This is a genomic window from Sporofaciens sp. JLR.KK001 (genome assembly GCF_036941055.1).
Lineage (GTDB): Bacteria > Bacillota > Clostridia > Lachnospirales > Lachnospiraceae > Sporofaciens.
Window position 1 is genome coordinate 32,103 of the sequence record NZ_JAYMNO010000003.1, and the last position, 26,033, is coordinate 58,135.

The 26,033-nt window shown below is 42.3% G+C and carries 29 protein-coding genes and 4 pseudogenes; 19 read left to right on the forward strand and 14 right to left on the reverse strand.

Annotated elements, in window-relative coordinates; translation table 11 throughout:
• The first annotated feature begins 139 nt into the window (after positions 1–139).
• The 9 genes from VSQ62_RS30225 (at position 140) to VSQ62_RS30265 (ending at position 8,641) form a co-directional block, all read left to right on the forward strand.
• Positions 140–1,153: a MerR family transcriptional regulator gene (locus VSQ62_RS30225; protein ID WP_159757452.1), complete on the forward strand. Its 1,014-nt coding sequence runs from the start codon at positions 140–142 to the stop codon at positions 1,151–1,153.
• Between the two features lie 100 nt (positions 1,154–1,253).
• A complete protein-coding gene (locus VSQ62_RS30230) occupies positions 1,254–1,766 on the forward strand; it encodes a flavodoxin family protein (RefSeq protein ID WP_016220836.1) in 513 nt (170 codons plus the stop codon).
• Complete coding sequence (locus VSQ62_RS30235) at positions 1,754–2,428, forward strand: hypothetical protein (RefSeq protein WP_016220835.1); 675 nt, start codon at positions 1,754–1,756, stop codon at positions 2,426–2,428. Before VSQ62_RS30230 ends, VSQ62_RS30235 begins: the two co-directional genes overlap by 13 nt.
• A gap of 12 nt (positions 2,429–2,440) precedes the next feature.
• Positions 2,441–3,481, forward strand: coding sequence for an ATP-binding cassette domain-containing protein (locus VSQ62_RS30240; protein WP_334638573.1), 1,041 nt, complete (start codon positions 2,441–2,443; stop codon positions 3,479–3,481).
• 101 nt (positions 3,482–3,582) lie between these two features.
• Positions 3,583–4,227 carry a TetR/AcrR family transcriptional regulator gene (locus VSQ62_RS30245; protein WP_160282108.1) on the forward strand — a complete coding sequence of 215 codons (645 nt, stop codon included), beginning with the start codon at positions 3,583–3,585 and terminating at the stop codon, positions 4,225–4,227.
• On the forward strand, positions 4,224–4,793 hold the full coding sequence (locus VSQ62_RS30250) for a flavodoxin family protein (protein ID WP_016220832.1): 570 nt from the start codon (positions 4,224–4,226) through the stop codon (positions 4,791–4,793). Before VSQ62_RS30245 ends, VSQ62_RS30250 begins: the two co-directional genes overlap by 4 nt.
• Positions 4,790–5,197 (forward strand): FMN-binding protein, encoded by a 408-nt coding sequence (locus VSQ62_RS30255; protein ID WP_016220831.1) that lies wholly within the window; start codon positions 4,790–4,792, stop codon positions 5,195–5,197. The genes VSQ62_RS30250 and VSQ62_RS30255 overlap by 4 nt, the downstream gene beginning before the upstream one ends.
• Positions 5,198–5,332: 135 nt before the next feature.
• A complete protein-coding gene (locus VSQ62_RS30260; RefSeq protein WP_334638574.1) occupies positions 5,333–7,585 on the forward strand; it encodes an ATP-binding cassette domain-containing protein in 2,253 nt (750 codons plus the stop codon).
• Positions 7,586–7,732: 147 nt separating this feature from the next.
• On the forward strand, positions 7,733–8,641 hold the full coding sequence (locus tag VSQ62_RS30265; protein WP_159757470.1) for a helix-turn-helix transcriptional regulator: 909 nt from the start codon (positions 7,733–7,735) through the stop codon (positions 8,639–8,641).
• Positions 8,642–8,653: 12 nt separating this feature from the next.
• Here VSQ62_RS30265 and VSQ62_RS30270 read toward each other — a convergent pair whose 3' ends face one another.
• Positions 8,654–8,974, reverse strand: coding sequence for a WCX domain-containing protein (locus VSQ62_RS30270; protein WP_502957883.1), 321 nt, complete (start codon positions 8,972–8,974; stop codon positions 8,654–8,656).
• A 9-nt stretch (positions 8,975–8,983) separates the two neighbouring features.
• A pseudogene (locus tag VSQ62_RS32750) lies at positions 8,984–9,118 on the reverse strand (helix-turn-helix transcriptional regulator); the annotation flags it as partial.
• 149 nt (positions 9,119–9,267) lie between these two features.
• On the opposite strand from VSQ62_RS32750, the gene VSQ62_RS30275 reads away from it, so the two are divergent.
• Positions 9,268–10,713, forward strand: coding sequence for an IS5 family transposase (locus VSQ62_RS30275; protein ID WP_334635220.1), 1,446 nt, complete (start codon positions 9,268–9,270; stop codon positions 10,711–10,713).
• A gap of 16 nt (positions 10,714–10,729) precedes the next feature.
• Here the strand turns inward: VSQ62_RS30275 and VSQ62_RS30280 are convergent.
• Positions 10,730–11,191 (reverse strand): annotated as a pseudogene (locus VSQ62_RS30280) (helix-turn-helix transcriptional regulator); the annotation flags it as partial.
• Between the two features lie 116 nt (positions 11,192–11,307).
• On the opposite strand from VSQ62_RS30280, the gene VSQ62_RS30285 reads away from it, so the two are divergent.
• From VSQ62_RS30285 to VSQ62_RS30305, 5 genes are all read left to right on the forward strand, one after another.
• Entirely contained in the window at positions 11,308–11,943 is a 636-nt protein-coding gene (locus tag VSQ62_RS30285; RefSeq protein ID WP_016220827.1) for a type 1 glutamine amidotransferase family protein, read from the forward strand.
• A gap of 167 nt (positions 11,944–12,110) precedes the next feature.
• Positions 12,111–12,842, forward strand: a complete 732-nt coding sequence (locus tag VSQ62_RS30290) for an ABC transporter ATP-binding protein (RefSeq protein ID WP_016220826.1) — start codon at positions 12,111–12,113, stop codon at positions 12,840–12,842.
• Positions 12,839–13,582 carry an ABC transporter permease gene (locus VSQ62_RS30295; protein ID WP_334638575.1) on the forward strand — a complete coding sequence of 248 codons (744 nt, stop codon included), beginning with the start codon at positions 12,839–12,841 and terminating at the stop codon, positions 13,580–13,582. Before VSQ62_RS30290 ends, VSQ62_RS30295 begins: the two co-directional genes overlap by 4 nt.
• Positions 13,583–14,064: 482 nt before the next feature.
• Positions 14,065–14,532 (forward strand): hypothetical protein, encoded by a 468-nt coding sequence (locus VSQ62_RS32755; protein ID WP_502957884.1) that lies wholly within the window; start codon positions 14,065–14,067, stop codon positions 14,530–14,532.
• A gap of 181 nt (positions 14,533–14,713) precedes the next feature.
• Positions 14,714–14,935: a tetratricopeptide repeat protein gene (locus tag VSQ62_RS30305; RefSeq protein WP_334638577.1), complete on the forward strand. Its 222-nt coding sequence runs from the start codon at positions 14,714–14,716 to the stop codon at positions 14,933–14,935.
• A gap of 68 nt (positions 14,936–15,003) precedes the next feature.
• Here the strand turns inward: VSQ62_RS30305 and VSQ62_RS30310 are convergent, their stop codons facing one another.
• From VSQ62_RS30310 to VSQ62_RS30335, 6 genes are all read right to left on the reverse strand, one after another.
• Positions 15,004–15,567, reverse strand: coding sequence for a Uma2 family endonuclease (locus tag VSQ62_RS30310; protein WP_159757482.1), 564 nt, complete (start codon positions 15,565–15,567; stop codon positions 15,004–15,006).
• Positions 15,568–15,587: 20 nt separating this feature from the next.
• Positions 15,588–15,776 carry a hypothetical protein gene (locus tag VSQ62_RS30315; RefSeq protein WP_334638578.1) on the reverse strand — a complete coding sequence of 63 codons (189 nt, stop codon included), beginning with the start codon at positions 15,774–15,776 and terminating at the stop codon, positions 15,588–15,590.
• Positions 15,777–15,830: 54 nt separating this feature from the next.
• Complete coding sequence (locus tag VSQ62_RS30320) at positions 15,831–16,442, reverse strand: transposase (RefSeq protein ID WP_334638579.1); 612 nt, start codon at positions 16,440–16,442, stop codon at positions 15,831–15,833.
• Between the two features lie 11 nt (positions 16,443–16,453).
• Positions 16,454–17,956: a MarR family transcriptional regulator gene (locus VSQ62_RS30325; protein WP_334636781.1), complete on the reverse strand. Its 1,503-nt coding sequence runs from the start codon at positions 17,954–17,956 to the stop codon at positions 16,454–16,456.
• Positions 17,957–18,227: 271 nt separating this feature from the next.
• Positions 18,228–18,722 carry a helix-turn-helix domain-containing protein gene (locus VSQ62_RS30330; RefSeq protein WP_120397171.1) on the reverse strand — a complete coding sequence of 165 codons (495 nt, stop codon included), beginning with the start codon at positions 18,720–18,722 and terminating at the stop codon, positions 18,228–18,230.
• Between the two features lie 73 nt (positions 18,723–18,795).
• The gene (locus VSQ62_RS30335; protein ID WP_334638580.1) at positions 18,796–19,020 is read right to left on the reverse strand and encodes a helix-turn-helix domain-containing protein; all 225 of its coding nucleotides are present in this window, start codon (positions 19,018–19,020) and stop codon (positions 18,796–18,798) included.
• A gap of 169 nt (positions 19,021–19,189) precedes the next feature.
• Here VSQ62_RS30335 and VSQ62_RS30340 point away from each other — a divergent pair, with 169 nt between their 5' ends.
• Positions 19,190–19,396 (forward strand): hypothetical protein, encoded by a 207-nt coding sequence (locus tag VSQ62_RS30340; protein WP_334638581.1) that lies wholly within the window; start codon positions 19,190–19,192, stop codon positions 19,394–19,396.
• A gap of 231 nt (positions 19,397–19,627) precedes the next feature.
• On the opposite strand, the pseudogene VSQ62_RS30345 reads toward VSQ62_RS30340, so the two are convergent.
• Positions 19,628–19,873: pseudogene (locus tag VSQ62_RS30345) on the reverse strand (recombinase family protein); the annotation flags it as partial.
• Between the two features lie 465 nt (positions 19,874–20,338).
• On the opposite strand from VSQ62_RS30345, the gene VSQ62_RS30350 reads away from it, so the two are divergent.
• On the forward strand, positions 20,339–21,841 hold the full coding sequence (locus tag VSQ62_RS30350) for a MarR family transcriptional regulator (RefSeq protein ID WP_334636781.1): 1,503 nt from the start codon (positions 20,339–20,341) through the stop codon (positions 21,839–21,841).
• Between the two features lie 95 nt (positions 21,842–21,936).
• Here VSQ62_RS30350 and VSQ62_RS30355 read toward each other — a convergent pair whose 3' ends face one another.
• From VSQ62_RS30355 to VSQ62_RS30370, 4 genes and pseudogenes are all read right to left on the reverse strand, one after another.
• Entirely contained in the window at positions 21,937–22,119 is a 183-nt protein-coding gene (locus VSQ62_RS30355) for a cysteine-rich KTR domain-containing protein (protein WP_334638733.1), read from the reverse strand.
• Positions 22,120–22,122: 3 nt separating this feature from the next.
• Positions 22,123–22,872, reverse strand: coding sequence for a MerR family transcriptional regulator (locus VSQ62_RS30360; RefSeq protein ID WP_334638582.1), 750 nt, complete (start codon positions 22,870–22,872; stop codon positions 22,123–22,125).
• Positions 22,865–23,776: a DUF2268 domain-containing putative Zn-dependent protease gene (locus VSQ62_RS30365; protein ID WP_334638583.1), complete on the reverse strand. Its 912-nt coding sequence runs from the start codon at positions 23,774–23,776 to the stop codon at positions 22,865–22,867. Before VSQ62_RS30365 ends, VSQ62_RS30360 begins: the two co-directional genes overlap by 8 nt.
• 529 nt (positions 23,777–24,305) lie before the next feature.
• Positions 24,306–24,490: pseudogene (locus VSQ62_RS30370) on the reverse strand (TnpV protein); the annotation flags it as partial.
• Between the two features lie 250 nt (positions 24,491–24,740).
• On the opposite strand from VSQ62_RS30370, the gene VSQ62_RS30375 reads away from it, so the two are divergent.
• Together VSQ62_RS30375 and VSQ62_RS30380 are read left to right on the forward strand one after the other, a co-directional pair.
• Positions 24,741–25,118, forward strand: coding sequence for a tyrosine-type recombinase/integrase (locus VSQ62_RS30375; RefSeq protein ID WP_334638584.1), 378 nt, complete (start codon positions 24,741–24,743; stop codon positions 25,116–25,118).
• Positions 25,119–25,346: 228 nt separating this feature from the next.
• Positions 25,347–26,033, forward strand: coding sequence for a response regulator transcription factor (locus VSQ62_RS30380; RefSeq protein WP_334638585.1), 687 nt, complete (start codon positions 25,347–25,349; stop codon positions 26,031–26,033).

The window sequence follows — 26,033 nt, forward strand, 5'->3', positions numbered from 1 at the left end:
AAATAAATGAAATCACAAATACTATAATATTTCCTGTTAGGCAAAGGAATGCCAAGCTGGTGATAATTTTTATAAATCCAAGGTTACTTTCTATTATATTTCAGGTATCTGAAATATAATAGATGCAGGAGGGATGGAAATGGATTATCTCACTGCTGCAGAGATTGCAAATAAATGGAAAGTGTCCAGCCGGATGGCTGCTTATTATTGTGAGGCCGGAAGGATAGAGGGCGCTGTAAAAAAAGGAAAGACCTGGTTTATTCCGGCCGACGCTCCAAAACCCTTGGATAAGCGTTATTCCAGAGATACTATCAAAGCAAAAGAGAGTCAGGCAGTTGGCGACATACTTGTAGATATTGCGGAATCGGCGGTTTATCATATGAAAGATATTTTTGAACATCTGGGGTTTACCCGTGAAACCCTGCGGTATTATGAGGAAATCGGACTTATCAAGCCGAAAAGAGGGCAGTATAGCAGATATCGTGAATTTGACTTGTTTGACATCTCCCGTCTGATGGCGATTGATTTCTATAAGAAACGGGGATTTTCACCAGTTGCCATCAAAGGAATACTAGAGGCAAAGCCAGAGGAATATGCCGAAAAGCTTCAGCAACAGTCAGACAGCCTGCAGGCTCAGATAGACCGGCTTTCTCAGATGCAGAAGCGTCTGAAGGAGACACAGCGTTTTTATCAGGAGTTTTCCGAGAATACCGGTAAGCTTGAGATCCGGGAACTACCGCTTTATTATGTGGCAGAGCGGTTTCCTTCCGTAGCTTCCTTTGGAGAGTACAGGAATAAAGTGCTGCGGTTTCTCAACGTGGAGAATGAGGATATTCTTTCAAGCATGGTTCGGACGCTTACTTTTGATGAAACAGGTTACAAAGGCTCAGAAATGTATGTAGTAAAACCTGCCGGAAAAATAGAACATGAGAAGCAAAATGTTTATCTGGAGCATGGAAAATGCCTGTATACCACATTGCTTGCAGATAATAATGACACTTCGGTTCCGGAAAAGATGTTTTCTCTGTGCCATGCATGGGCAAAAGAAAATCAGGCAGCGTTTCGCGGTATGGTGTATATTTTTGTCCGTATGGCGATGCCAAATGAGGATATAGACAAACACATTTACGAAGTATGGGTTCCTCTAAAATGAATTACACTTTCCTCTTGACTTGGGGGATTCCACCGGCTTTACAGTATTATTTGCAGGGCCGGTTTTTTTTGGCCCTATTGAATAGAAGGGAGAAAAAAGAATGAGGCTGTTAATTATCAATACATTGCCTAAAGAGCATCTGCTGGCAGAAAAAGCAATATGCCGCCTGGAGGAAAAGACGGCGGAGTGTAAGACATTTTATATAAAAGATATGAAGATAACACCTTGTATTGGCTGCAATGCCTGTTGGTTAAAAACACCTGGTATTTGCGCTGTCAAAGATGATTACGAACAGATCCTAAGGGCTTATTTGCAATATGATGTTACTGTTTTTATCTCTGATACGACACTAGGATTTGTTGGCTATAAAATGAAAAATATAATAGACCGGATGCTGCCCATGGCGACTATGTATACCAGAATTGAAAACGGACAGACACGCCATGTTCCTCGTTATAAAAAAGAATTCCAATTCGGGCTTCTATATGCAGGTGAAGGAAATAAGGATTATTTATCACACTGGATGAGTCGGTTTTGTTTGAATTTTCATGGAATCAGTCTGGGGGCATATCCAATTGAAGCGTGGAAGGAGATGGCTGTATGCATTTCGTAATGATCAGCGGTGCTGCCCGTACACAGTCTAAGAGCAACACTGCGAAGATCCTTGCTGCATTTGGCGCGGGTTTGAATAGCAGCGGGAATACATCGGAGACTTGGTATCTCTCAGACCGAAAACAGTGGAAGAGAGCAAAGGCTGCGTTTGAAGAGAATGAGAATGTCCTGTTTGCCCTGCCGCTTTATGTAGAGAATGTGCCAGGGATTATGCTGGAGTTTTTAGCAGGTGTATCTGCAAAGGAACAGCCGGGAACCCAAATATCCTTTCTCCTGCAGGGAGGATTCCCGGAAGTATCTCAAGGACGATGCTGCGAAGAATTCTTAAAAATGCTTCCGGCACAGCTTGGATGTGCGTATGGCGGAACGATCATCAAAGGAGATATGTTCGGTCTCAGCCTGATGGGAGGAAGACTAGGAGCAAAACTGTTGCAGCCATTTGTGGAAGCCGGACAGCAGTTTGGAAAGGATGGTTATTTCCGGCCTGAAATCATGGAGTCTTTCTCGATACCGGAATATCTTTCGGCAAAGCAGATCCGCATTGCGAATGGCCCGCTCCGATATGTTCAAAGATTCGTGATGTGCTGTATTGCAAAAAAACTTGGGTGTAAGACAAGATTGGATGCAAGGCCATTAAGCGGAATTAATTCATGTGGTATGTAGGAGGAAACGAAGATGGTACAAGTTCGTGAAGTAGTCAAGGTCTTTGATGGAAAGGAAGTGCTGCGGCATCTCAATATGAGTGTGGAACGCGGCACTATCTATGGGCTACTCGGTGCAAACGGCGCCGGAAAGTCCACTACGTTCAAATTAATCTCCGGTTTACTGCAGCCAAATGCAGGAGCCATTCAATTTGATGGAGAAGAAATTCAGGTTCAGGACAGAAAATTTCTGAAAGAGATGGGAATCTTGATTGAAACGCAGGTATTTTATGAGCATTTGTCAGCGAGAGAAAATTTGGAGATTCATTTGGCTTATATGGGATGTAAGTCAACAGCCATTGATAATAGTTTGCAGATGGTGGGGCTTGCTGATACCGGAAAGAAGCCGGTTTCTAAATTTTCTCTCGGCATGAAGCAGCGGCTGGCCATTGCCAGGGCAATCAGCCATTCACCGAAGCTTCTGGTATTGGACGAACCAGTCAACGGCCTCGACCCTATGGGTATCCGGCAAATGCGGTCAGCTATGGGAGGGGCTGTCGGACTTATGTCATTTTCAGCTTTAGCATCTGCCATGGGATACCGGTATGTGATAAGGGAGTACAGCGGTGCAAATGTAATTCTTTTGTTCACATACCCCGTTGATAGGAAAAGTATAGTATGGGCCAAAATTAAACTGTTGTTGCTGTTTGTTTCTGCTTCAATACTTGTATGTACATTTGGCAGCTTTATCGTATTTGCACTTACAGGTTATATGTTTTCACTGTTGGACGATAATCTGCAGTTTATAGATATTGCTATAGCATATCGAAATGCCTTGGTACTGGCATGTCTTGCGGATGGAATCACCCTTTGTTCTTTACGCATTGGATTTATAAAAAAATCTAATTCAATGACAATTATCAGTGCGATTCTACTCAGTATGCTGTTGGTGAATATGGCAGCGGATATCAATCAAAGCTTTGCGATTATGTTCAGCTTGTCATCTGTAATATTTGTGACGGGGCTCCTGTTGACATTTAATATGGTACGGAAAGTCGAAAGAATGGAAATATGATATAAAAAACAGAAAGAACAGTCTAAGCTATTCAGAGAAACATTGACAAACGAAAGCCTTTTCCATATAATTAAACTAATAGTTTAATTATTGGAGGGATTATGGGAAGAAGAAAAAAAGAACCGAGAGGCGTGCATCGGGAGAACATTGCCTCTGCTGCAGCCGTGCTTTTTATGGAAAAGGGAATTTCCCAGACATCTATGGATGATATTGCAAAAGCAGCAGGTTACAGTAAGGCAACGCTTTATGTGTATTTTGAAAGCAAGGAAGAAATTGTCAGCGTATTGGTATTGGGCAGCATGAAAAAGCTCTGCGCCTACATCTCATCTGCCATACAGCATCAGGAATCCACACGTTCAAAGTATGACCTTATCTGCAAGGAACTGGTACGGTACCAGGAAGAATATCCGTTCTATTTCAAAATGACGCTGGAAAAAATAAAGTTTCATTTTGAGAGCCAGGACTTCTATCCGGAGGAAAGGGAAACTTTTCAGGTGGGAGAAGAGATTAATGAAATGATAAAGACTGTTTTGATGTCCGGTATGGTAAAGGGCGACTTGCGGGCAGATTTAGACATTGCGCCTGTTTCGTTTTCCTGTTGGGGAATGTTGTCAGGGCTGATTCAGTTTACGGCAAGTAAAGCGGATTACATCAAACAGTCCATGGGATTATCCAAAGAACAATTTCTTCAATGTGGATTTGATATGATCTACCAGTCTATTGCAGGTATGGAGGTAAAACAATGATCCAGAAGCAAGCGCTTGCGATTTTAGGGAGCCCTCATTCGAGTGGAATTACAGCAACTATGTTGAAACATTCTGTTAATGTGGCAGAAAAAGCGGGATATGCCGTTACCAAAATCAATTTATATGAAAAAAATCTTGCCTATTGTACAGGATGCAGGGCATGTTTAAAGACAGAGCAATGTGTGCTGAAGGATGATATCCATGAAATTACTTCTCAGCTTGGGGCATGTCAGGTCGTGATCCTTGCTGCTCCCGTATATTGGGCAAATGTTCCGGCTCCTGTGAAAAATCTTTTTGACCGGTTGCTTGGAATTGCTATGGAAGAGACGAGAGCTTTCCCCAAACCAAGATTGTGCGGAAAGAAATATATGTTGCTGACCGCCTGTAATACCCCGGCTCCGTTTTCCTGGATATTCGGGCAAAGCAGAGGCGCAATCCGTAATATGGATGAATTTTTTAAAACTGCCGGTATGAAACCAATTGGGAAAATCGTCTGTGCCAATACAGGAAAGAGGAAGGCCGTACCAGACCACATCTTGAGAAAGATTGAGAGGCGATTCAAATGAGACAACATAATAAAAAGTTGCTTGTAGGCGTTGCTGCAGCCACGGTTTTTTTAGGACTGATTGTTCTGACAGTTTATTTGAAAAGTGTATGGGATTATAAGCAGGCAGTACAGGAAATTTCCATTGGAGATGTCCGTATCAGTGATGTTGCCGACGGAGTTTATATTGGAGAATGCAATGTCAATTTCATTTATGCGAAGGTTGAAGTTACAGTACAAAATAAAGAGATTGAGAAAATCAGGATATTAGAGCATAAAAATGAACGCGGACAGGTGGCAGAGACGATTGTGGATCAGATTGTTTCGGAACAGAAGATTGATGTGGATGCCATATCGGGTGCGACCAACTCAAGCAAGGTCATAAAGAAAGCTGTTGAAAATGCTCTGGAAAACGGTTTGCAATAAATTTTTCTGCTATCGTGAGGGAAAGCGCTGTCTAATGAGACAGGAGAACCGGATTAAAAATGCCAAAAAAAGTCGAGACTATATTCTGGAACAATGCTATAATGCGAACAGAAAATTTAAGAAAGGGGAACAGATATGCCGCATCAAGACAGCATTATCATAAAGGGATTGTGCCAGAATAACCTGAAAAATATTTCTCTTGAAATTCCAAAAGAAAAAATTATTGTATTTACCGGAGTTTCCGGTTCCGGAAAGTCCAGTATTGTATTCGATACGATTGCCGCAGAGAGCCAGCGGCAGATGAATGAAACGTATACGGCATATATTCGGAGCAGGCTCCCCAAGTTTGAGAAGCCGAAAGCAGAGAAGATTGAAAATCTGTCTGCATCGGTCATCATTGACCAGACAAGGCTTGGAGGGAATGCCCGGTCTACCGTAGGGACGATCAGCGATATGTATTCTGCCTTGCGTCTTCTCTATTCACGTATCGGGGAACCGTATGTGGGTACAGCTTCCTATTTTTCTTTCAATAATCCAAACGGGATGTGTCCGGAATGCTTTGGAATCGGTAAGGTGATGGAGCTTGATATTTTGCCGTTGATTGCAGAGGACAAGAGCTGGAATGAGGGGATGGTGGATCTCCCTACATTTCATGTGAATAACTGGTATTGGAAACAGTATATAGGAAGCGGTTTATTTGACCTTGAAAAAAAATGGCGTGATTATACGGAAGAGGAACGCAACCTCCTGCTATATGGCTCCAGGGAACAGGGCGGAGAGCGTGTGTCGAAGCAAGTAGAGGGAATCCATAATATGATGAGCCGCCTGCTTCTGAAACGTGACTATTCCGATATGAGCGAGACATCCATGAAACGTCTGGCAAATTATGTGCATCCTCTGGAATGTCCGCTCTGTCATGGGAAACGCTTAAATTCTGCAGCGCTTTCCTGCAAAGTTGCAGGTTACAGCATTAACGAGATGTGCGGGATGGAGCTTACAGAGCTTCGGAAAGTGTTGGAAACCATTACAGATCCAAGGGGCAAGTCGATTGCAGAAGGGCTGGTTACAACTCTGACCCGGATGATCGACATTGGGCTTCCTTATCTTTCCCTGAACCGGGAGTCTGCCACTTTATCAGGCGGTGAGGCGCAGCGTCTTAAGCTTGTGCGGTATATGGGAAGTGCGCTTACCGGAATGACTTATATATTTGATGAGCCGAGTACCGGAATGCATCCGCGGGATGTCCACCGTATGACAAAATTGCTCTTGTCCTTGCGGGACAAGGGGAACAGTGTTTTGGTGGTGGAGCATGACAAGGATGTGATTTCCATTGCAGATGAAGTGATTGATATCGGACCGTTGGCGGGGAGAAAAGGCGGGGAAATCCTATATCAGGGAAGCTATACCGGGCTTTTGGATTCTGGCACTCTAACAGGTAATGCCATGAAAGCGTTGATACCATTGAAAGAAACGACCAGAAAACCGGAAGGGTTTCTTCCGGTCCGAAACGCAAATATCCATAACCTGAAGAATGTTTCCGCTGATATTCCACTAAATGTATTGACCGCTGTGACCGGTGTGGCGGGTTCGGGGAAGAGTTCTCTGATTCGTGATATTTTTGCAAAGCAGTATGAGGAACGGGTGATTTTAGTGGATCAATCTCCGGTGACGGCCACAGGACGCTCTACGCCTGCAACTTTTTTAGGATTTTTCGATGATATACGTAAACTGCTGGCGAAAGAGAACGGTGTAGGTGCAGGCTTGTTTTCCTTTAACAGTAAAGGGGCATGCCCGGACTGTAAAGGACGGGGAGTGATTGTGACAGAGCTGGTTTTCATGGATCCGGTGACGACCACCTGTGAGGCCTGCGGCGGCAGCCGGTACAGTGAAGAAGCCCTTTCGTATTCCTATCATGGAAAAAATATTGTGGATATTCTGGACATGAATGCGGAAGAAGCAGAAGAGTTTTTTTCAGGCTGTCCAAAGATTCGCAAAGCTGTACATGCTATGGTGGAGGTTGGGTTATCCTATCTATCATTGGGGCAGCCTCTGTCTACGTTATCCGGCGGAGAGCGCCAGAGGGTGAAACTGGCAAAATATCTGGATAAGAGAGGCAATATCTACGTGCTGGATGAACCGACAACGGGGCTTCATGCTTCGGATGTACAGGCAGTCATGGAGCTTTTGGACAGTTTTGTAAAGCGGGGCAATACGGTAATTGTGATAGAACACAATATGGATGTGGTAAAGCTGGCAGATTATGTGATTGACATCGGTCCGGATGGCGGAACATCCGGAGGGGAAATTGTCTTTACCGGAACTCCGTCAGAGATGGCATGGCATGGGAAAACGATTACGGCTGAATATTTACGGAGGTCTTTGCAATAAATCGAGTGTTTTATCTGGCCGGAATCTAGTACAGCATTGCATAATTAACAGTGAATTCTGCGAGGTTGTACTAGATTCATTAACTGTATGGTTTTTGAATCTGGATTCTGACAGGGTGGAGCATTAGCAGTATATCAGGAGGATGGTATGAACGAACAAATGGAGGCTGTTCAGAGGATGCAGGAATATATTGAGGGACATTTGGAAGAAGAACTTACATTAACTCAACTTTCGGAAGTTTCGCTCTATTCCCCATGGCATTCCTACCGGCTGTTTAAGAATTATCTGGGGGCAACTCCGGCGGAATATATTCGGAAGTTGCGTCTTACACGTTCCGCTATGCGGCTGAAACAGGAGCAGTGTCTTGTTTCAGATGTAGCTTATGAGTGCGGCTTTGGCAGTGTGGACGGATATACACGAGCCTTTTACAAAGAATTTGGCTGTAATCCAGGAGACTATGTAAAGGACCCGGTTCCTATTGCGCTTTTTATCCCTTATGGCGTGAAATTCAAAGAATTAAGGAAGGATGTTGTTGATATGGAAAATTTGCAGAGTGTTTTTGTACAGGTAATCCGAAAGCCAGAGCGCAAGGCAATCATCAAGCGGGGTATTTGCGCAGAGGATTATTTTGATTACTGCAGCGAGGTAAACTGTGACATATGGGGAATTCTCACGAGTATGGATTCTCTCTGCGGGGAGCCCGTCTGCCTTTGGCTGCCTGAAAGATTTAAGACGCCGGGTACGTCTACTTATGTACAGGGGGTAGAAGTGGAGTCAGACTATGCAGGTGGGATCCCGGAAGGATTTGATATCATTTCCCTGCCTGCTTCGGAGTATCTGGTTTTTCAGGGTGAGCCGTTCAGGGAGGAAGATTATTCCCAGGCAATCCTTTCCGTACAGTATTCTATGAACCAATATGATCCGGCAGTGATTGGTTACGAATGGGATGACGATAGCCCACGTATCCAGCTGGAACCGCGGGGGGAACGGGGATATATAGAATTGCGTGCAATTAAGGCGCTTAATGTGCATTGTCAGAGCGATAGAATAAAGTAAATATCTAAGATTCTAATTATCATATAGGGCAACTATATTATGTACTTTATATTTTATTTTTTCACGGATATGTAAAGGTTCCAGACATTCGCACTTATCGCCAAAACTTAGAAGTATATCATAGTAGTAGTCTCTATCAATAAAGGGGAAGTCTACAATGTAATATTCATCGTCATCTGGCGTAAAGTGTTCATAAGCGCAGAAGTCAAGTACTCTGTCCATTATAGATTTATGGATACGGATTTTGATTTCTATTTGCAGTGTTTCCACAATTTCTGCGATGTCTAAAATAGGTTTTTGATAAGCCCGTGGAACAAAAGTATCTTTTTTCATTTGCAAATCTGTCATGCGAGACAATCGAAATAAGCGGTAATCATTTCTGCTATAACAGTATCCTTGAAAATACCAATGATTGCTTTTTAGTACAAGCTGATATGGTTCGACTGTTCGTGTTGTTTTATTTCCATGACGATCTATATAACTAGTGCCTGCTGATTAAACTTAAAATGCTTGATTTTACTGACTTTTCTGGCTGTTTGGTATATAATACTTGCAAGATAATAGAAATTAATCGTTCATTTTTCGTGCAGATAACCTTAAAAATATACAAGCAGGGAGTCCAATATATGTATAAATATCTTGATAAGTTACAACATTCATTCCTCGATTTTAACCAGCCATTAGGAATGCATATGAATCCTGAAAACAGATGGGTGCGTTTGGCAGAACAAATTCCATGGGATGTTTTTGAATCAAAATATGCTGATCTGTTTCCAAATGATACAGGAAACGTTGCAAAGCCTTTGCGTACGGCTCTTGGTTCATTAATTATCCAAAAGAAACTCTGTTTCTCAGACCGCGAACTTGTGGAACAGATTACAGAGAATCCATATCTGCAATACTTCATAGGGCTTCCAGGTTATCAGGAAGAACCACCGTTTGATGCAAGTACCCTTGTCCTTTTCCGGAAACGTTTGTCTTCTGAGATCATCATGGAAGCAAATGACTATATTTTGAATCATGATGATAAGAAGGATCCTCCGTCAAAAGACTCTTCTGAAAAGAGGGATTGTGAAAAGGGTCAGGAAGATGCAGTGAATCAAGGGACATTGATTATAGATGCCACCTGTGCACCGGCTAACATCCGATATCCCCAGGACGTATCCCTTTTAAATGAAGCAAGAGAAAAACTGGAGACGATCATTTATCGGTTTTGTAAATCCTATGGACTGCCGTTACCGAGACGTTACCGTAAAAAAGCCCGGAAAGAATATCTGTCTTTTGCGAAAGGGAAGAAACATTCCAAAAAGCAGGTGCGAAAGGCGGTAAAGAAACAGCTGTCCTATGTCCGGAGGGATCTTGGATATCTGGAGAAATACATGGAAGAGGGCTATGCGCCAGTAAAAAAGGAGATTCCGTTTTTGGTGACGATTATGAAACTGTATGAGCAACAGTTGTACATGTATGAGAACAAAACGCATACGGTCGAACACCGCATTGTAAGTATTAGTCAGCCGTGGCTGCGTCCGATCGTAAGGGGGAAAGCGAAAGCACCGGTAGAGTTTGGGGCGAAACTGGACTTAAGCATAGATGAAAAAGGTTATAGTCGGATTGAACAGATCTCATTTGAAGCATACAATGAAAGTGTTTACCTTCAGGAAGCGGTCATGAGATACTATAACCGGACAGGGCATTATCCAGAACGGATACTGGTAGATCAGATCTACCGGACCAGAGAAAACCGAAAGTTTTGTAAAAGCAAAGGGATTCGGATGTCTGGTCCTAAACTGGGACGGCCAGGGAAGAAAAAACAGACAAAGATAGAGAAGAAACAGGAATATCAAGATAATACGGACCGAATTGAAGTGGAACGGGAATTCAGTGTTGAAAAACATAGTTATGGATTAGGATTAATCGTAACCAAACTGGAGGAAACACAACTCACATCAATAGCGTTATCGGTACTTACAGCGAATCTCTTCAAAATGCAGAGAAGGATTCTCTGCGCCCTGTTGAGTCGCTTAAGAGGCTTCTCCGAAGAGATTTCGGGGAAGTTAATAATAGTGGCTTAATCAGCAGGCACTAACTAAAGGAAATTGCCCTGTTTTCCTGCAAAGCAGTTTTTATAATTTCCAAATACGATTGAGTATTTCTGTTGCTTACCCACGGGCTCAGATCTATACATATTTGGTTCACTTTTAGCTCTATATCTTTCGCTCTGTCGGCAGGAATAAAACTTTTGACTTTTGCCAAAGCGTGTATCAATTCATCCCCCCGAACTATATTGTAAAGGTTGGAAAGGCCCATCAAAAGTGCTGAGAGGTCATCCGCCGAAAAAACTTTTTTATCAACCTTATAATCTGGCATAATTTCAAATCCTCCGCCTACTCCTGATGTAGAACGGATAGGAATACCTGCCATGCTAATTGTGTCTATATCGCGGTATATTGTGCGGGGCGAGACTTCAAACGTATCTGCTAACTTCTGTGCGCTTACCCTCTTTTTTTCAAGGAGTATCATAATAATACTAACAAGTCTATCTACTTTCATTCGAGAGCCGCCTTTCAAATTCTTTTATTATCACATAAATGCTGACATAATGATGTCAACAATTACATGATACAATAAGGGAGCAGACTAATCAACTATGAAGATGGAGGAGATTTATGTTTACGATCTATGTCTATACTCTTGACACTATGGCAGACTGGGAAATAGGGTACGTTACCGCGGAATTAAATTCTGGTCGATTCTTCAAAAAGGATGCACCAGACGTATCGGTCAAAACGGTCGGTATTTCAAAAGAGCCCATAAAAACAATGGGCGGTCTTAACATTATTCCAGATTGTGTAATTGATAATATTGTGATGAATGATAAGAGTGTTCTACTGTTGCCAGGGGGAAACACCTGGGATGATCCGAAACATGGTGCTATTATCAAGAAAGCGACTGAGCTACTTTCTGTGGGTGCTACTGTGTGCGCTATCTGTGGCGCTACTGTTGCTCTGGCCCGCGCAGGACTGCTAGATCAGCGCCCGCACACAAGCAACGGAGCAGGGTTTCTTGAAATGTTTTGCCCCAACTATAAAGGGACAGATTGCTTTGTGGACAAGCTTTCTGTTGTGGGTGACAATCTCATTACCGCAAGTGCATCTGGAGCCTTGCTGTGGGCAAAGCAGATTATTGAGCACTTAGGCGTTTTTAGACCCGACACGCTGGAAGAATGGTATGCGTATTTTAATACTGGCGAGACACAACATTTCTTTGCGCTTATGCAAACACTACCAAAGGCTAATAAGTAACATCAATCTGCCCAGCGGCAGAAAAGAAATTTCCACCATAACTTATCTCATACAAGCTCCATCAGCTGAAAAGCGCGGCACCTCAAATATGCCAAAAAAAGTCGAGAAGATATTTCCGGGTAATGCTATACTGCAATCTGAAAACAGGAGTAAGAGAGGAGATAAAAATGAGAAAAGCGAAAGAAGCCATCAGAGTAAGCGGCCTTACAAAAATTTATAACGGGAAAAAGGTATTGGACGGCTTGAATCTTTCCGTTAAGAATGGCACAGTCTTTGGGCTGCTGGGAGCAAATGGAGCAGGGAAAAGTACAACGATTGAATGTATCTTAGGAACCAGGCGGGCCGAACAAGGGACAGCGCTTGTATTGGGACGTGACCCAGGAAAAGAACGCCGGGCACTGTTCCAAAAGGTAGGCGTCCAGTTTCAAGAAGGAGATTATCAGCCAGAGATTAAAGTTTCCGAAATATGCGAGGAAATAGCATGTTTATATGACAGCCCGTCAGACTGGAGGGAACTCTGTGAGCGGTTTGGAATTGGCGATAAGCTGAAAAATGCGGTAAAAAGTCTGTCAGGGGGTGAACGTCAGAGGTTGTTTATTGCCTTGGCGCTTATCCCGGCGCCGGAGCTGGTTTTCTTAGACGAGCTTACAACGGGGCTTGATGCGAAGGCAAGGAGGACAGTGTGGAAGATTCTGGAGGATTTAAAAGCGCAGGGGCTGACTATTTTTCTTACATCGCATTTTATGGATGAGGTGGAAGCGCTCTGTGATGAGGTCTGTATCCTGAAAAAAGGTAAGACGGTGTTTTATGGAACAATAGAGCAGGCAAAAGAGCAAAGCGGATGTGAAAAATTTGAGGATGCTTATTTAAAATTTTCAGATGAGGAGGCAGATGCATGAGGACTTTTACAAATCTTTTGAAAACAGAACTAAAATTGAATATCCGAAATATGAATATGGTTATTTTTGCGGTGATTATGCCGGTAGTAGTACTGGTTGTCCTTGGGATTATTTATCAGTCCAGGCCGGCATATCCCGGAGCAGAGTATACGTTTCTGGAGCAGTCTATGAGTGCGGTGTGTACCATATCTATTTGTGCCGGAGGCCTTATGGGTCTGCCGATTGTGGTATCGGAATATCGGGAACGTAAAATCCTGAAACGTTTTCAGGTGACTCCTGTGAGCCCGGTCATGCTTCTCGTTGTAGAATTTACGATTTATGTATTGTATGCCCTTGTTTCTATGGTTCTTCTCTTTTTGGCCGCTGCATGCTTCTGGGGAGTGGCGTTTCGTGGGAGTTGGCCTGCCTTTATTGGGAGTTGGTTTCTTACATTGATTTCTACCTTAAGTATCGGCATGATGGTAGGCGGGATTGCAAAAGATACGAAAATAGCCAGCGTTATAGCCAGTATCCTGTATTTCCCTATGTTGATATTTTCAGGAGCAACTGTACCGTTTGAGGTAATGCCAAAGATGCTGCAGAAGATTGTCGGATTGTTTCCTTTGACACAGGGGATACAGCTTATGAAAGCGGCATCACTGGGGCTGGCTGTTGATAACCTGTGGCTGCCGGTAGTGGTCATGGGGGCTGTTGCTATTGTTTGCACGGGAATTGCGGTGAAGTGCTTTCAGTGGGAATAAACATTAGCAAAATATAATCAGTGATTCTGACTATAGGGACTGCGGTGTATAAATGACAGCTATTTGAGGAAAAATAAAATATCTCTCAATGGAGGACAGAATTTATGCGTAATTTTTTTTATGGATGGTATTTTAAATGTCAGTCTGCGACTCAGACGCTGGCAGTTATACCGGCAGTCCACAAGTCAGAACAAAAGAAATTTTGTTCCATTCAGATCATTACAGAACATCATTCATGGAAAGTTGATTTCCCTGTTGCTGCATTTCATCGGACAGGAGAGGATATTCGGATAGGACAAAATCGCTTTGGAAAGAGAGGAATCCTTTTGGCAATACATACGCCAGAGTTAAATATAAATGGAAAATTGCATTTTGGACCGATTTTTCCTTTAAAATATGATATTATGGGGCCATTTTCCGTACTACCTTTTCTAGAATGCCGGCATAGTGTGCAAAGCATGCGGCATTTTGTTCAAGGCAGGGTGTACGTTAATGGCCAGGAATATTTGTTTCAGGATGCATTCGGATATTGGGAGGGTGACCAGGGATGTTCATTTCCTAAAGAATATGTGTGGACACAGTGCGGTTTCCCGGACGGGTCGCTGATGTTATCTGTGGCCGATGTTCCCGTTGCAGGGTTTCATTTTCGCGGCGTCATAGGTGTTGTGTTATGGAAGGGCAGAGAATATCGGCTGGCAACTTATTTGGGGGCAAGAGCAGTACAGGCTCAGAATGGGAAACTTCGAATTGTTCAGGGAGATTTGGAGTTAGAAGCAAGATTGCTGGAGGGAGTTAAGCGCCCTCTTAAAGCTCCTGCTAATGGAGACATGACGAGGACGATTCACGAAAGCGCGGCTTGCCAGGCATTTTACAGATTTCGGAAGGGAGAACGTATTTTCTTTTACTTTAAGACAGACAGGGCTTCTTTTGAATATGAATTATCGAAGTAAATGTTGGTTGCCAGCGGATTTTCCGTTGGCAATTTTGCTTTGGCTTTCAGATTAAGCATTCACCTTACATTTTTGTAAGAAAATATCCCATGAGAATAAAATTGCTCTTAGTATTTGTTGCCGTTTCCCATCGTCAATACGTTATATCAAAGCATTATATATCGTCTATGCTCGTATATTATTGACTGATTTACAAAAAAACGGTGTCAAAATTGGTGTAAATGGTGTCAGAAATTTAGCGGAAGAACTGCAAAAGAAGAGTCTGCAGATTAAAGAAAGGGTACTAGGAGAGGCCCATCCAAATGCACAAATTATTTTGGAAAATATGAAAATAGCGTTTTATAAGTGGAATCCAGAGGGAAATTTTGAGCAGTGGTTAGAAGAAAATAAGAAAGAACAGTAGAGAATGACAGAAAATTACATAGACGGAATGAAAGGCATATGCAGCGGAGCACATGCCTTTTCTTTTGGCTAAATATTCAGCAAACCGGCAATATCAGAGAAATTGATGTACAAATCATCATAGATATTAACCTTAATTGTAGAATCAAAGGAATATTGAACATTGAGCATATTTCCCTCAAAATAGTTAACTGTCACAGTCTTACGGCGTGGATCTACAATCCAATATTCACGGACTCCAGCATTTTTGTAGTAATAGAGTTTGCGGATATAATCATCTGACGGATTCCCTGGGGAAACAATCTCAATGATGAAGTCTGGGGCACCATTGCAGCGCTTACCATCTAGCTTGTCCTTATCACACACAATCATGATGTCAGGCTGGACAATGGTAAGCAGCTCCGTAGAAAGCTTCACATCGAATGGAGCCGGGAATACTTGGCATCCTCCGCCCTTCTTCCGTATATGATTGCGGATAGAGACAAGCAGTTCTGTGAGAATAGTCTGGTGATCTTGTGATGGACTGGCCATGTAATAAATCTGTCCGTCAAAGACTTCTGCTCTTGTATCCTCCGGGAGTGCTTCATATTCTTCCAGAGTGGTAATGATAGGTTGTGGTTGTAATGCTGACATGGCAACACTTCCTTTCCGAATTACTTTTTGCTTAATTCATCAGCGAGTACTCCACCGATATGCATAGCTTCAATCTTAGAGCCTGGATATGCATTGCTTGATTGAAGTGCATGAAGATAATTCAAGGCGGTATTAATTTCTTTTTTTGAGACGGATTGCCTGTTATCAATTTTTACTGTTACGGTTTTAATAAAATCATATTCTGTCATTTGAAATATTTCTCCCCTTTCTGAACTAGTACATCATTGCTTAAATATCAGTGATTAAATTGCTAATGGTATCCCAGCATATGTCCACTTAAATGGGTGTGCTGTAAGATTGTACTGTTCAATAAAGCGCAAGATGCTTGCTTCCAGTTCTTCTATTGACAGATAGCTTTTCCGCTTCAGCAGCTTTCGGTTAATGATGCCAAACCATATCTCAATCTGGTTCATCCAGGAACTGTGTTTCGGAGTATACACAAAGCGGATCCGGTGGGAAGGGTCATGCAGGAAATCTGCCCGGCTTTTCATACTTTTGAGGATCCCTGTCTTTCCTTTTTTGCCCAGTTCCACACCAGGGACACAGGCCTCTGCCACAAAGCGGACAAGGGCTTCCGACTTATGGGTGTTCAGGCCATCACATATAAATGTCCATGGAGCCTGCGGGTCTGTTTCTGTCAATGCTTTTACAGCTTCCACAAAATCCTCTTCTGTGCGTGTGGAGTTTAGATATGGCATTTCCATACGGCCCGTTGCAACATCAAAGAACCCGATGAGACTGGTCGTGCCATGGCGGATATACTCAAACTCCATTTTGGCGCACTGGCCGGGTAATGGGAGCTTATTAGGCCACTTATAAATATTTTTTGACGCAAAATGGCAAAATTTCTGCATAAGAAAAACACTTATGCCAATGCTGGTATAAGCACAAGGTTTCTAACGGTTAATCCTGCCGCAATGACCTCTTTGCCGTAAGCTGTTGTAAAATACTTATAAGTTCCTTGAACCCGTTCAATAATCCCATGGAGACGGAGCCGCTTAAAAATTCTCGACATGGCAGACGGACTGATATCCTCCAGATGGCGGCGGATATCCTTTCCCTGCATTCCAAAAGTCATGTATTCGCCCCGGCTGATCACTTCCAGTACCAACAGATCTTTTGGGGAAAAGAAGTTCAGCCCACGGTAGGAACGGCCTTTCTCCTTAACAGCCTCTGTTGCTTTTGTAAGATTCTTCTTTCCGCCGCTGTGGTCATCAAAGGATGATACGAATTCCAGATACCGGTAGTTGGCGGCTTTCATGATTGTGAATAACTGATACAGGCTATAAATACTTTTTTTCAAAGGCGCTTTTTGTTCTGTGGAACTGCCGTCCCTGTGTTCCACTTTCCGTTTTACACGAAAAGTCCCGATGTCATTGCAAGTACTTTCTATCCGTAAGACACAGCCAAATTTATCATACATTTTAATTGATACATCACCCATATGGTGTTTGATTCTCGTACCGAGAATACGCTGGTTATAGTTTGTACCGACTTCTTTCTTACAGTTATAGGTAATGCGCTGTCCCAGGAATGCAGCGATGTTATCCGGCTTTACCGTAAAGATTGCCGTCCGGATGATCTCATCATAAAGGGGCTCCAGGTCACAGGCCTGTTTGAACATGATATCGGTTGCGCACTCAATCTGTTGGACTGTCCAAGTGTAGCCGAGACCGAGCGATTCCGCAATGGGACAGTAGCGTTTTGCAAATACATCCAGGATTTTATGGAGACCTTCCGGGTTGATTCTGTCAGATAGTTTCTGGGCAGTTTCGACATCTGAGATTTCAAGGAAGGCGTTATCATGCATACGGTAAGTGATCCCTTTCTTTTGCAGCTTATGGGCCAGAAGATTATGACCGTTCATGTAGAACTGTAGTCGGAAGGGAGCCCAGGTGGGGACCCGGAGATAACACAAGCCGAGTTCTTTATCTATAAAATAAAAATAATAATGGAGACATTTGCTTTGGTCAAACTTAAGGAATGTTTTTCCGGTTGTTTTATCATGCCATGGCTTATAAGTATTGCATTGTTCCATGGCAGAAAAGATATGAATCAGCCCCTCAGACTTACCGGTTTTCTGAATGATCTCCTGGATGCGGTCATCTTTTCGGAACGCCCGGAGTTTCCGGATGAACTCAATCTGGATGCCGTTTTCATCTGCAATACGCTGGGCATTGGCACGAACCTGTTCCGTAAGAGGCTGGGAGAAACTAGAAAAATCAAAAATACGGATGTTGTTGGCTTTTAAATAGCTGGTCATACCTTCCGCATAACTCCATCCGGGGATATAGCCCTGGATGATCATACGGTCATAGCAAGTGATGATACCATTCATTTTGTCAGCATATTTATCCGTAAGTAACATGAACACATCCTCCAATAGTTTTCTTTATTGTACTTGAAATTTGGAGGAAATGCAAAAAACTTTTCCGGTTTATCCGGGTTAGGATATTTATGTTCCAACGCCTGTACCCCCGTCATTTCATCCGTGGAAACAACGTGTGCACCTTCCCGGTTTTGTTCCGGGGCGCTCTGGTACAGGCCGCAGATTTCGTTTACTTTACACGCAAAAGATTCCGGGGATTCCGTCTTTTCAGAAGAATGGAGCCAATAACGGATTTTGTGGGGATGTAAATCTACCTCATTTTTAAAAAACGGCTGACAGATTTCTCAGAAATCTGTTCAGCGATCCCCTGCTTTTTAATTTCTGCCACTAACAGCGGAAGGCTCCACTGGCTTACTTCGTACCCAAAATCATTTGGGTTACTGCATGCAAGGTCGATGATCCGCATAATCTGATCCGGCGTAAAAACAGACGGGGCACCGGGACGCTTTTTATCGGACAGGACTGCCCGTATCTCATCTTCGAGCTTTTCCGGATCGTCCATTTCAATCTTCCGCAAGGCGGGGAGCGCCGCGAGGAATCGGCTGCGCCAGGTGGCAACATTATTATAATGAAGTCCGACCTGTGATGCAATATTCTGGTTGAGTTCCCCCTGTGACGCAAGCAGGACAATGCCGGCTCTTTTGACCAGTCCAGACGGAAGGGAGCGGCTTTTTGAAAAAGCAGATAAGATGCTTTTCATGGCATCAGATAAAACTGGGATAGTATCAATTGTTTTCCTTCGCATAGTAATCCATCCATTCTTTAGTGATAGAATTATTATGCACCGACTACAATAAAAAAGCAATATTTATTCATTGTTATTTCAGCAATGCTGTACTAGTGTTAGGTACATGCTCCATGATATCACCAGGTTGGCAATTAAAAGCTGTACATATACGGTCTAAGACTTTAGGGGAAATACCTTCCCCTTTACCCATTGCTGCTATTGTTGTAGGAGATGCTTTGATTAATATACGGAAATTTTCTTTAGTCATTTTTTTATCTATTAGTAATTTCCATAGTTTGTCATAAGAAAAAGCCATTTACTCACTTCCTTTCGGTAATTGTATTATAGCGGATGTTTCTATATAATGCAATAATAAACCTACAAAAAAATATAGATAATCTATAAAAAGCATACATATTATATATAATGATGTAGAATAAAAGCATAAAGATAAAGAAAAACGTTGCATGAAAGGAGAACACACCATGACGGAGAGAATGATTGAGAACAGAGTTAAAAAGCTGCAGACTATTGAAGCGCAAATGAAAGAGCTGGAAGCCCAGGCGGAGAAAGTGAAAGCCGAGATTAAGGCAGATTTAGAGGGAAAAGGAGTCGATGAATTAAAAACTAAGAATTTCATCATCTACTGGAAAGAAATCATCAGCAACCGCGCATTGACAGCAAAACTCTGAAAGCGGTGCTCCCGGATGTGTACAGCCAGTTCGTGAAGCTGGCAAGAAGCCGGAGATTTACAATAGTATAAATGAAATGCCCTTACCGGAATAGCAGTCCGGCAGGGGCAGGTAACCTGCCAAATAAGCAAATTGGGGGGATGCAGGCATTATAATATGCCTGTGGCCATCCGTCAGAGAAAATAAGCATGGAGATACATAAAATTTGCACAGCGAAGTAACCGTTTCACATATATAACCGAACGGGGCGGTAGTAGCCATATACTTGCCCTGCATTCTCCTTGCGTGGAGTGCGCGTTTGATTTTCCTTGACGTGTCCTTTGCGTACATTTCATTGATGATGTTGCGGAACGGCATGATATCCATTTGTGCGTTATCTATGGAGTCCACTCCGTCATTGATTGCAATGTACCGTACATTATGGTTTGGGAAAAATACCTCGATATAAGTACCCGTTTCAAGATAATTCCTTCCCAATCATGACAAGTCTTTTGTGATGAGCGTTGACACTTCACCGTCCTGTATGTCCTCGATAAGCTGGCGGAAAGCGGGGCGGTCATAATTCGTACCGCAACTCCTATTATACTATATATTCCCTTTTCCGTTTCCAGTGCTAATTTCCGCTGTTTTCCGCTATCTCCTTAATCTTTTTTGTTATCTGTTCCCCGGCTATCCGTTTGAATACCGTTTCCATTTTTCAGTGCCTACATAGTGACTTTCCACGATAATTTTTGCGGGTGGGTGCTGTCGGGTGACTCTTTGTTGTGTGTTTCTGTCTTTGCCAATAAAATTTTGCTCCTTTACATAAAAATAGAGCGCATAGACTTTTTTATTATACAATAAATATTATCTTCCATATCCTAACCCGGATAAACCGGAAAAGTTTTTTGCATTTCCTCCAAATTTCAAGTACAATAAAGAAAACTATTGGAGGATGTGTTCATGTTACTTACGGATAAATATGCTGACAAAATGAATGGTATCATCACTTGCTATGACCGTATGATCATCCAGGGCTATATCCCCGGATGGAGTTATGCGGAAGGTATGACCAGCTATTTAAAAGCCAACAACATCCGTATTTTTGATTTTTCTAGTTTCTCCCAGCCTCTTACGGAACAGGTTCGTGCCAATGCCCAGCGTATTGCAGATGAAAACGGCATCCAGATTGAGTTCATCCGGAAACTCCGGGCGTTCCGAAAAGATGACCGCATCCAGGAGATCATTCAGAAAACCGGTAAGTCTGAGGGGCTGATTCATATCTTTTCTGCCATGGAACAATGCAATACTTATAAGCCATGGCATGATAAAACAACCGGAAAAACATTCCTTAAGTTTGACCAAAGCAAATGTCTCCATTATTATTTTTATTTTATAGATAAAGAACTCGGCTTGTGTTATCTCCGGGTCCCCACCTGGGCTCCCTTCCGACTACAGTTCTACATGAACGGTCATAATCTTCTGGCCCATAAGCTGCAAAAGAAAGGGATCACTTACCGTATGCATGATAACGCCTTCCTTGAAATCTCAGATGTCGAAACTGCCCAGAAACTATCTGACAGAATCAACCCGGAAGGTCTCCATAAAATCCTGGATGTATTTGCAAAACGCTACTGTCCCATTGCGGAATCGCTCGGTCTCGGCTACACTTGGACAGTCCAACAGATTGAGTGCGCAACCGATATCATGTTCAAACAGGCCTGTGACCTGGAGCCCCTTTATGATGAGATCATCCGGACGGCAATCTTTACGGTAAAGCCGGATAACATCGCTGCATTCCTGGGACAGCGCATTACCTATAACTGTAAGAAAGAAGTCGGTACAAACTATAACCAGCGTATTCTCGGTACGAGAATCAAACACCATATGGGTGATGTATCAATTAAAATGTATGATAAATTTGGCTGTGTCTTACGGATAGAAAGTACTTGCAATGACATCGGGACTTTTCGTGTAAAACGGAAAGTGGAACACAGGGACGGCAGTTCCACAGAACAAAAAGCGCCTTTGAAAAAAAGTATTTATAGCCTGTATCAGTTATTCACAATCATGAAAGCCGCCAACTACCGGTATCTGGAATTCGTATCATCCTTTGATGACCACAGCGGCGGAAAGAAGAATCTTACAAAAGCAACAGAGGCTGTTAAGGAGAAAGGCCGTTCCTACCGTGGGCTGAACTTCTTTTCCCCAAAAGATCTGTTGGTACTGGAAGTGATCAGCCGGGGCGAATACATGACTTTTGGAATGCAGGGAAAGGATATCCGCCGCCATCTGGAGGATATCAGTCCGTCTGCCATGTCGAGAATTTTTAAGCGGCTCCGTCTCCATGGGATTATTGAACGGGTTCAAGGAACTTATAAGTATTTTACAACAGCTTACGGCAAAGAGGTCATTGCGGCAGGATTAACCGTTAGAAACCTTGTGCTTATACCAGCATTGGCATAAGTGTTTTTCTTATGCAGAAATTTTGCCATTTTGCGTCAAAAAATATTTATAAGTGGCCTAATCACCTCATAAATACCGATAGGTCGATTTGTTAATTAGCTCTGTGTTTTCACATCAAGCCTTTCAATAACCGTTACCTGTAAATTTTTTGCTTCAATCAATGTTTCCTGTCGGCATTTCGGGCAATAGAAAGGATAGTTTTTCAAAATCGTTTTTTCTCTAATTTTGTTATGAGTCTTATTTCCGCAAGCAGGACAGCGTATCCATTCCGTCACAATTAATTACACCTTTCTTTTACTGCAATATACAACAATAGCCTGTTTAACAAAAACAGCAGTTCCATCACCGCCTGCGTTATCAATATTGTTCCTAAAGCGTTCATCACCTACATACATTTCACCCAATCCACTAAGCACTTTATTGGTGCATTCATAATAATTATCAGTTATAAATTTCTGTATTGCAGCGATTCCGTTTTGTACTTCATCAGCATTAGGTGCTAAATGCTTCAATTTTCCTAATTTAAAAAATATTGTCAACAGTTCGTTTGCAATCTTACTATAACTACCTCCGTTTCGGGCAATATCCTTTTTCTTGTACTCTTGATACTCTTTGGTATTGCCCCACTTTGCTTTGATTTCCGCTTTATACTTTTCAATCTCGCTTTTGCCGAAAACTTCAAAATTCATTGCCGTTATTCCCTTGTTTTGAATTTCGCGGGCAAAGGTAATCAGTTCCTCTATATGTTTACATTTTAATTCTAACAGCTCAATTTGTTGAGAAATAGCTTCTGATGCGTCAAAGTCAGGACTGTCAAGAATTGCTTTAATTTCCTTTAAAGGAAATTCTAACTCACGGAACAATAAAATACTTTGCAACCGGCTAAGTGCTGTATCGTCATACATTCGATAGCCCGCTTCGGTTAAGCCCGTAGGTTTCAAAATCCCAATTTCATCATAATAATGAAGTGTGCGGGCGGTGATACCAGTCAATTTAGCAACTTCATGGACAGACATAGTCTTTTTAATCATTCCAAAAATCCTCCGCAGCGTCTAAAATTTCTTTTGCGGGCAAGAGTGTCGCTTCAATTATACTTTTACCAGTTTTTTTCAAGAAATGCTTCACTAAATAATAGCCGCAGGCATATCCGGCACAATAGGGCAGCTCAACGGGGGGATAGTTTTGTAAAGCCGCCATTTCATCGCCATATAAATAAGCATTGAGATTTTCAAGCCCCTGTACATTTAGTCCGTCATAAATAATTGGTTTGATATATTCATTCAGCATTTTCATATCTGTTTTTTTAACCCACGGTCCTGCCTTATCTTCTCCATACAAATATGTGGCAAAGTTTTCTGCAAGCCCCTCACTGACCATCATTTCTCCGAGTGTAATATCATTTTTCCATTTAATAAACTGGAAACGCACATTATGATTAGTTTCATGTGCAAATGCAACTGGAAGATGCTCTATTGTGTAATCGTTAGGGATTAGCCAAGCCATAATATATCCTGGGATGCCCCCGTCCCCGCAATAACCCTCATTCATTATGGTATAAGGGCTTTCAGCATTAGCCAACAGAATGGTAAACAAATACTCTTGAACAGGCAGTTCAACTCCTGCTTTAGAAAAACAGTTCAACGACCTTTGGATTGACTGTTTACAATCAATCCAAAGACTATCAGAAGATATACGTTCAATATTATCCCGTTGAGTTTCATCCACTTTTGTTGGCACAATATGACCAAGCATGCCGCTTGCCATTATCACGTCATATCCATTTGGTGTAGTTGCTTTTAGCGGTATACTGTAGCAAGCCAATTTTTTTTCAAAAGGCATCATCATCTCATAACGATAAATATCGTCTTTCTTATCAAACGGAGCTTTCATAATTTTTGCGTAAATACCGTCTGAACGAATTGCATTTACATTCATAATTATATCATCCTTCCTCCCCAATTTTTTTATAATTATAAACTATTACGTTGCGTTAAAGTCAAGTGTATTCCCGAAAAAAGCGACTTTCATATTTTTATTTCCTAAATACAAATATGGAATCTCTTGTTTTAAGCGGTTTCATATCGCTTAATCATAACTCCCCGAAAAGAAGAGCAGCAGAGCTTTTATCCTCTGCCGCCAGTCTGTTATACGTAAATAATTTCTTTGTTCACAATCTCCATCGCACAAGCCCGTATGTTATTCATTCGTCCTGAAATCCAAACTTAGGAGAAATCCAAACTTTCTTTTGTAACTCCTTTATTCAAGGCATTTTCTGATAGAAAAGTTTGGGTTTTGTTTTGCCCTTCTCTTGTCAGAAATGAGAATAAATTGATTGAAACAGAGCTAAATAGCAATATTTTACTCATTTTGTCATAATTAGAGTATTGCGCTTTGTGAAATGAAATCCAAACTTTTTCCGGCAAGAATCCCCTGTTATCAAGCCGTTTTCAGAAAAGTTTGGATTTTATATAAGTTTGGATTTCAGGAAAAATCTAAACTTTTGGATTTGCTTTATCCATTCTAAGGCGTTTTCAGCCTTTAGCTGTTCCGTTTGCCCTGTGCTTGATTCATACCCTCTATGAGCCTTTCAAAGCGTTCCTGCGCCTGTCTGTCTATATCAGAAAGATGGGCGTTGAGTTTGCCGCTCGTATTTTCCGCCCAGTTCCTCAAAAATCGTCTTTGCCATTACCTGTTACATCCACATTCTTTTTTATTTTGAATGTCCGCAAAATCCGTCCTACATCATCCGGCGCTGAAGGGGACTCATAACACCATTGAGGTCATCTATGATCTGTTCCTTAGTGGCTTTGAGGTTATGGGCAATGATTTTCTGTTTATACAATTCGTTATATTTCGCCTCATCCATAGATGCTCCGGTGAGAAGGTATTCTAAAATATTGTGTGCGCTCTTACCATTGATATCCGACACTGTGTCGGACAGTTTGATGTTAGCGCCTTCCAGGTAGAAAAGAAGCTGCGGGATGTGAAATATGAGATTGACCATGGAATCTATGCAAAGCCGCAGCGGTTAACGGTTGACTCATGGTATAGCACTTGGTTAAAGGAATACCGGGTGAATGTTGTCCGGGAAACAACTATAATTAGCAATGAGAAAAGCTATAAGCATATAAAGCAGGAGATAGGCAATATGAAGCTGCAGGCGGTGCGTCCGGAGCACCTTGGCCATTCTACGGTTGATTTGGCCATGGACATATATACTCATGTGACAGCCGAATTGGAAAGAGAGGAGATCAAGAAGATTGAAAGCCAGTTTTGATATAAGGACATTATTGGGTCAGAAGAGGGAAGCAGGAAGAGCAGAAGCCTGCTGCCTGATTTATGCAGAATGGTGTCAAACGTGATGTAAAATACTAGAATGTGATATATGAAAGCCTTGTAAATACTGGAAATATTGGCTATCTGAGAAAAATATATATTGTTCCATGAGAATAATGTATAATATATTTTAACAGAGTTATTATGCGAATAAAGGGAGGCGTTTGATTTGCAGAAACTGTTACTTCTTGAAGACGATATCAGTCTGATTGACGGTCTGACATATTCTCTGAAGAAAAACGGATTCGATGTAGATGTTGCCAGAACGATAAAGGAGGCAGAAAAACGGATTGCGAAGAGCAGCGATTTTGATATCCTTCTTTTTGATGTGACACTGCCGGATGGGAATGGATTTACCTTGTGTGAGAAGCTCAGGGAATCCGGAAACCAGGTTCCTATCATTTTCCTGACGGCATCCGATGAGGAAACAAGCGTAATCCGCGGTCTTGACTGCGGAGGTGATGATTATATTACAAAACCGTTCAGGCTTGGAGAATTGTGTTCCCGTATCCGCGCACTACTGCGGCGCAGTAATAGGAAGAATGAGGAAGGAAATATCCTGCGTTCGGGTGATCTGACGATAAATCTTGCAGAAGGGAAAGTATTCTTAGGAGATAAATTGGCAGAGTTTACAGGGGCAGAATACAGGCTTCTCTGTCTGTTGCTGCAAAACAGCGGGCGTGTTCTTACCCGCGGGATGATCCTGGACAAACTGTGGGACGGCGCAGGGAACTTTGTGGACAATAACACGCTGTCCGTATATATACGCCGCCTGCGAGAGAAACTGGAGAAGAACCCGTCTCGGCCGGAGCATCTGAAAACGGTCCGGGGATTTGGATACCAGTGGGAGGAGTGA